The 6,453-nt window shown below is 74.9% G+C and carries 7 protein-coding genes; 1 reads left to right on the top strand and 6 read right to left on the bottom strand.

Annotated features, from left to right (window positions below; translation table 11 throughout):
- Positions 1-16: 16 nt before the first annotated feature.
- The 3 genes from ACFV0G_RS14405 to ACFV0G_RS14395 form a co-directional block, all read right to left on the bottom strand.
- Positions 17-2,194, bottom strand: a complete 2,178-nt coding sequence (locus tag ACFV0G_RS14405; RefSeq protein WP_380546419.1) for an ATP-binding protein — start codon at positions 2,192-2,194, stop codon at positions 17-19.
- Positions 2,195-2,457: 263 nt separating this feature from the next.
- On the bottom strand, positions 2,458-2,829 hold the full coding sequence (locus ACFV0G_RS14400; RefSeq protein WP_380546417.1) for an STAS domain-containing protein: 372 nt from the start codon (positions 2,827-2,829) through the stop codon (positions 2,458-2,460).
- 326 nt (positions 2,830-3,155) lie between these two features.
- On the bottom strand, positions 3,156-4,022 hold the full coding sequence (locus ACFV0G_RS14395; protein ID WP_380546415.1) for a 3-hydroxyacyl-CoA dehydrogenase family protein: 867 nt from the start codon (positions 4,020-4,022) through the stop codon (positions 3,156-3,158).
- A gap of 151 nt (positions 4,023-4,173) precedes the next feature.
- On the opposite strand from ACFV0G_RS14395, the gene ACFV0G_RS14390 reads away from it, so the two are divergent.
- Positions 4,174-4,488 carry a hypothetical protein gene (locus tag ACFV0G_RS14390; RefSeq protein ID WP_380546413.1) on the top strand — a complete coding sequence of 105 codons (315 nt, stop codon included), beginning with the start codon at positions 4,174-4,176 and terminating at the stop codon, positions 4,486-4,488.
- A 48-nt stretch (positions 4,489-4,536) separates the two neighbouring features.
- On the opposite strand, the gene ACFV0G_RS14385 is transcribed toward ACFV0G_RS14390, so the two are convergent.
- The 3 genes from ACFV0G_RS14385 to ACFV0G_RS14375 form a co-directional block, all read right to left on the bottom strand.
- Positions 4,537-5,109 (bottom strand): cob(I)yrinic acid a,c-diamide adenosyltransferase, encoded by a 573-nt coding sequence (locus tag ACFV0G_RS14385; protein ID WP_380546410.1) that lies wholly within the window; start codon positions 5,107-5,109, stop codon positions 4,537-4,539.
- Between the two features lie 115 nt (positions 5,110-5,224).
- On the bottom strand, positions 5,225-5,725 hold the full coding sequence (locus tag ACFV0G_RS14380) for a DUF2550 domain-containing protein (protein ID WP_380546408.1): 501 nt from the start codon (positions 5,723-5,725) through the stop codon (positions 5,225-5,227).
- Between the two features lie 144 nt (positions 5,726-5,869).
- A complete protein-coding gene (locus tag ACFV0G_RS14375) occupies positions 5,870-6,253 on the bottom strand; it encodes a F0F1 ATP synthase subunit epsilon (protein WP_380546406.1) in 384 nt (127 codons plus the stop codon).
- Positions 6,254-6,453: the final 200 nt, after the last annotated feature.

Raw genomic sequence — 6,453 nt, 5'->3', positions numbered from 1 at the left:
GCCTTCGGCTGCCCGGTCAGGGCGTCGCGGAGTCGGTCGGCGACGGCGAGGGCGGTGGGGAGGACGGCGGCGTGGTGGTCGGCGACGCCGACGGGGACGCCGAGGTGGGCTTCGTCGAGGTCGGCACCGAGGTCGGCCCGGTGGGCCGGCCCGGCGCGGTCGTGCCGGACTTGGTGGAGGTCGGCTTGCGGGTGCCGCTGCTGTGCGAGCCGCTCGGGTCCGCCGACGGGTCGGCGGCCGACTCCGACGCGGACGGCGAGTCGGTCGTGCTGGGCGCCGCCGACGGGCTGTCGCCGGCCGTGAGCCCGGCGGGCAGCGTGCCGTCGTCCACCGAGGCACCGGGGCCGGGCTTCTGGCCCGCGGCGGGGTCGGATCCGGACACCGTCAGGCCGACCGCGGTGCCGAGCACCCCGAGCGCGAGCACGGCCGCCGAGGCCGCCATCGCGGTGCGCCGGGCCTCGCCCCTGCGCCGCAGTCCGCGGACCTTCCCGGGCACCCGGGCGATGGCCCGGATCACCGGGCGCCGGCCGGACGCGGCGGGCTCGGCGGAGCCGGCACCGAGCTGCCGGGCCTCCGACATCAGCAGGTCGAGCATGCGCCGCCCGGCGGCGCCGGACCTCGGGTCGCCGAACGCGGCCCGCAGCGCGACCGCCGACTCCAGTTCGGCCAGCGCACGGGAGTCCGCCCGGGTGCACAGCGCGAGCACCCCGAGCTCGTGGTGGAACCAGGCCTCCTCCCGGGTGGCGCCCAGCGCCCGGGCGGCCTCCAGCCCGAGCTGCAGCACCCGCTCCCAGGCGCCCCAGCGCAGCGAGAGGGCGAGCGCCGGCGCGGCCGCGGCCGCCAGGCGCAGCACGGCCTCCGGCCGGCCGTCCTCGCGGTCGGCGACCAGTGCGCCGACCAGGACCTCCGCCTCGGCGGCGATCTGCTCCACCGTCACCGAGCCGTGCCCGACCCACCACGAGAAGTGCTCGGCCGCGCCGTGGGCGACCGTGCCGGGCGTGTAGTGCGGGGCGAGCAGGTCGGCGGCGCCGGTGGTGAGCCGGTGGTGGCCGCCGACGGAGACGGCGAGGCCGGCGTCGACCAGTTCGCGCAGCGCGCTCTCGCCGAGGCCGACGTCGATCAGGGCCGGCAGGTGCGGGGCGGTCGGGCACTCGCCGCCGAGGGCGAGGGCGAGGCGCAGCACGGCCTGGGCGGAGTCGCTCAGGCCCTCCGCGAGGCGGACCGCGGGTGCGGCGCTCTCGGCCACGGTGGGCAGCGGCACGGTGCGCCGCAGCTCGTCCTCCAGCACGGCCGGGTCGTCCGGCTCCGGGATCTCCTTGACCAGGCCGAAGACGTGGCTGCGGTCCTCGTGCGCGGCGACCAGGGTGTCCACCGCGAGGTCGCGCCGGCGCAGCAGGGCGGCGGCCTGGACGAAGCGCAGCGGCAGCCCCTCCGACTCGAACCAGAGGTCGACCGCCCAGGCCCGCTCGGTCTCGTCCAGCTGACGGCCCGCCAGGCGGCCCGCGAGGGTGAGGCAGGCCGGCCGGGACAGGCCGGCGACCAGGTGGTCCTCCAGGCGGGAGCCGACCGGCAGGGCCGGGCTGTCCGGCGGGACGCTGACCAGGAAGGCGCAGTCGGGGGCGCTCGCGAGGAGCTCGTCCAGCTCGTCCTCGGCGATGTCCAGGTCGTCGATCACGACGACCGCGCCGACCTGGGCCAGCAGCTCCCGGAGGGTGCGCGGGTCGGGCCGGTAGCCGGGGGCGTGGTGGGTCGCCGCGAACAGGTCCTGGAGGAGGTCGGCGGCGGTCCGGTGGTAGCCGCTCAGCCGGACGACGCCGTCCGGGGCGACGTCCGCGGCGGCCTCGGCGACGGCGGCGAGCAGGGTGGAGCGCCCGGAGCCGGCCTGGCCGACCAGCCGGACGGAGCGGCCCTCGGCGAGCCGGCCGACCAGTCGGGCGATGTCGGCCTCGCGGTCGAGCAGGGGCAGGTCGGAGGCGCTGCCGAGGGCGAGCGGGCCGACCGCGGGGCTGGGGCCGAGCGCGTGACGGTCCTGGCGGCGGTCGCGGTCCCGGCGGGGTTCGGGGCGCCAGCCCTCGGGGCACGGTCGTGCCTCCGAGCCGTCCGGTCCTCCGACGGCCACCAGCAGGTCGCCGGAGACGATTTCACCGGTGCGGGGACGTATCCCTTCCTGCCCGAAGTCGGTCGGCTGTCCCACGTCGCGCTCCACCCCTGATCGGCCGCCCGGGATCGGCTCTCCGCCCGGTGCGCTGGCTGTCGGTCGGCCGCGCGGCGGGGCCCGTGGCCCGGTGCAGCCGTACTTCTGAGCGCAGACTCTCGCACACTCGTCGGCCGGAGCACAGACCGGTCCCCCGAAGTGTGTGCGCGGGGCGCGGGGTGCGGCGCCCGGCGGGGCGCCGGGGCGGTCGGTGCGGGGGTGTGCGGCGGGCGGCGGCGCCCGTCCGGGCCGTGGGCCCGGGGTCAGACCGAGGGCAGCGCGAGCGGTGCGGCCTGGGCGGGGCCGAGGGCGGGCAGGGTGGAGCCGTACGGGTCGGCGACGGCACCCTCCACGGCGAGGATGCGGTGCAGCCGGGTGGCCACCAGGAGCCGCTGCAGCTGGGCCGGGACGGCGCGCAGGACGAGCCGGCGGCCGATCCGGCCGGCGCGGCGGTGGGTGCCCATGATCACGCCGAGGCCGGTGGCGTCCCAGAACTCCAGGCGGCCGAGGTCGAGGACGAGGTCGCCCTGGCCGCCGTCGACGGCGGCGTGCAGGAAGGCCCGGGCGTCGGCGGCGCTGCGGACGTCGAGCCGGCCCTCGATGGCCAGTCCGGTCTGGTCGCCGGTGATACGCACGCTCTCCTCCTCCGCTCGCCGACGGGTGGTGTGTGGGGCCCGGTCCTACCGGGCGTGGAACGCCGCGCGCCGAGGGCCGCGCCGGTCTCCCCCTCATCTGACGGTGAACCAACTCCGCAGGTTTCGCCCCTTCGGCGGAGTCTCACTCAATTTCACCCGTCCGAGGGAATATACGCAGGAACTCCCCACCCCTACGCGCGATTAGGACGCAAATCACCCGTCTGCGGCAGCATCGTGAGCAAACTCACCCGGCCGGGCGCGCGGCCGTGAGGGCCGCATCACACGGCGGCCGGGCACCGGCCCCCGGCACCCGGCCGCCGCGGCCGTCAGCCCTCGTACGGGTAGAAGCCGCGGCCGCTCTTGCGGCCGAGGTCGCCCGCGGTCACCATGCGCGCCATGAGCTCCGGCGGGGCGAACTTCTCGTCCTGGGTCTCCTGGTAGATGTTCCGGGCGGCGTGCAGCAGGATGTCGACGCCGGTGAGGTCGGCGGTCTGCAGCGGGCCCATCGGGTGGCCGAAGCCGAGCCGGCAGGCGGTGTCGATGTCCTCGGCGGTGGCCACGCCGGACTCGTACAGCTTGGCCGCCTCCACCACCAGGGCGGTGATCAGGCGGGTGGTGATGAAGCCGGCCACGTCGCGGTTGACCACCACGACCTCCTTGCCGACGCCCTCGGCGAAGGAGCGGGCGGCGGCCAGCGTCCCGTCGGAGGTCTTGTAGCCGCGCACCAGCTCGACCAGGCGCATCAGCGGGACCGGCGAGAAGAAGTGCACGCCGACCACGGCCTCCGGCCGCTCGGTGGCGGCGGCGATCCGGGTGATCGGGATGGCGGAGGTGTTGGACGCCAGCACCGCGCCGTCCTTGGCCACCTTGTCCAGCTCGCGGAAGACGCCCTCCTTGACGTCCAGCTGCTCGAAGACGGCCTCGACCACGATGTCGGCGTCGCCGACGGCCCCCAGGTCGGTGGTGGTGGTGATCCGGGCGAGGGCGGCCTCGGCGTCCTCCGCCGTCATCCGGCCCTTGGCGACGAACTTGCCGTACGAGGCGCGGATGCCGTCCAGGCCGCGCTGCAGCGCCGCCTCCGTGACGTCCCGCAGCACCACCGGGTGGCCGGCCTGGGCGGAGACCTGGGCGATGCCGGCGCCCATCAGACCCGCGCCGATCACGGCGATGCGCCGGGTGGGTGCACTGCTCATTGGTGTCGTCTCCCCAGTCGTCCCGAGGCGGGCCGGGGCAGGGTCCACCGCCTGGGCCGCGCCGCTCACGGCCGGGACTCTAATGCCCGCGCGGGCTCCGTGGTGAGAATGGAGAGTGTGATCTGTGCCCGACTGCGAAGGGGTCCACGCGATGACCGGGTTGCACCCGCTGGAGGTGCTGCTGATCAGCCTGGCCGTGGTCGCGGTGCTGGTCCTGCTGCTGCGCTGGACGTACGGGCACGGGAAGTCGCTCGCGCAGCGCCGGCCGCGGACGGGCAACCCCGACGAGTACGGGCTGCTCGTCACCGTCGCAGCCCCGGCCGACCCGGAGGAGGCCCGGCGGATGTCCGGCGTCCTGACGGCCGAGGGCGTCCGGCACACCCTGGTGGCCACCAGCGCCGGTCCGCGGCTGATGGTGTGGCCGGACGACGCCCTGCGCGCCAGACAGGCCCTGGAGCGCCGCTGACGGCCCGTCACGGGGCCGCGGGCGGGCGCTCCGGCCCGTCGGTCGCGGCTAGCGGTTCTCGCCGGGCACCCAGAGCACGTCGCCGATCTCCTTGTTGGCCGTCCGGGCCAGGATGAACAGCAGGTCCGACAGCCGGTTGAGGTACTTGGCGGTCAGCGGGTTGATCGTGTCGCCGTGCTCGTCGATGGCGGCCCAGGTGGCCCGCTCGGCCCGCCGCACCACGGTGCAGGCCAGGTGCAGGTAGGCCGCACCGGGGGTGCCGCCGGGCAGGATGAAGCTGCGGAGCTTCTCCAGGGCCTCCAGGTAGTGGTCGCAGTCCGTCTCCAGCCGGTCGATGTAGCCCTGCTCGACCCGCAGCGGCGGGTAGGCGGGGTTCTCCACGACCGGGGTGGCGAGGTCGGCGCCGACGTCGAAGAGGTCGTTCTGGATCCGGGTCAGCACGGCGGAGACGTCCGCGGGGAGCGCGCCGGCGGCGATGGCCACGCCGATCGCGGCATTGGCCTCGTTGGTGTCGGCGTACGCGACCAGCCGCGGGTCGGTCTTGGTCGTCCGGCTCATGTCGCCGAGGGCGGTCGTGCCGTCGTCGCCGGTCCGGGTGTAGATACGCGTCAGGTTCACCATGGCCGCAGCCTAGCGCCGCCGCGGGGGCGGTGTTAGGCGGTGTTAACCAGCCCACATCCCCCGTCCGCACCGGGTCACCCGGGCGGGAGGTGCCACCGGCCCGAGGCTCTCGTCACTACGCGACATTGACTCTCTGCCCGGGCGGGGCGGCTTCGAGCCAGGCGAGGAAGCCGGTGAGGGCGTCGTCGCTCATGGCGAGCTCCAGGGGGGCGCCGTTGTGCAGGCAGCGCAGGACGACGGAGCCGGAGAGCAGGGCGAGCTCCTCCTGGCCCTCGGGGTAGCGGCGGCCGAGCACCTCGATCTCGGTGCGCGGCAGGACCCGGCGCGGGCGGGGGGCGTACGAGAAGACCCGGAACCACTCGATGGAGTCGCCGCTGTACCGCCCGATACCAAAAACCCACCCCTTGCCGTCGGTCACGGGGACCGGGGCGGAGGTGGGCTTGCCGTTCTCGTCGAGGTCGGGCTGCGTGGAGGCGCCGGCGGGCATTTTGAGTCGGTAACTGCAGTCGAACGTTCCGCCGACCCGCTGGATCACCCGGCGGCGTACCGCGAAGGCGACCAGCCCGACCACTGCAACGGCCACCACCGCCGCGCACACCACAAGAGCGAAGACCATGCTCACCGACCTCCTCGCTCCCTGCGTCCCCGTGGTGCGGCCGGGTCATCGACCGCGATGTCCTACCAACTGATACGACAGTCCCGGGGTCACGCTTCCGCGTCCCCGGGACCGTCGGTCGACCCCTGTGTCAGGGTCCGGTGCTCAGGCGTGGGCCTTGAGACCGCGCGCCGCCACCAGGCGGACCTCCGCGCGGCGCTCGGCGTGCGCGTCGAGCTCCGACTGCGCGGTGTCGAGCGCGCGCTGGGCACGCGCGACGTCGATCTCGTCCGCCAGCTCGGCCACCTCGGCGAGGATGGAGAGCTTGTTGTCGGCGAACGAGATGAAGCCGCCGTGCACCGCGGCGAGGACCGTCCCGCCGTCGGTGGTGCGGATGGTGACCGGACCGGACTCCAGCACGCTCAGCACCGGGGTGTGACCGGGCATGATGCCGGTGTCACCGGAGGCCGTGCGGGCGACAACGATGGTGGCCGCACCGGACCACACCTTGCGGTCGGCTGCGACCAGCTCGACGTGCAGCTCAGCCAACGTGGGCTCCTAGGCTCTTGAAACCGCCGATTACTCGATGGTTTCGGTAAGAATAACGGGCCCGCGGCCCTGTGATGAAACCAGGGACACGGAGATGACCGGGATCACAGCCGCTGTGCGCCGTGTGGGGGGGGGGGCCCGCAGAAGGGGGACCCCCCCCCACAACCAACCGCCCGAAACCGCGCGGGTTTTATTAAAGT

The sequence above is a fragment of the Kitasatospora sp. NPDC059571 genome, assembly GCF_042735675.1.
Classification (GTDB): domain Bacteria; phylum Actinomycetota; class Actinomycetes; order Streptomycetales; family Streptomycetaceae; genus Kitasatospora.
The sequence above is the reverse complement of the archived record's forward strand: the minus strand, read 5'-3'. Positions and strand labels throughout refer to the sequence as shown.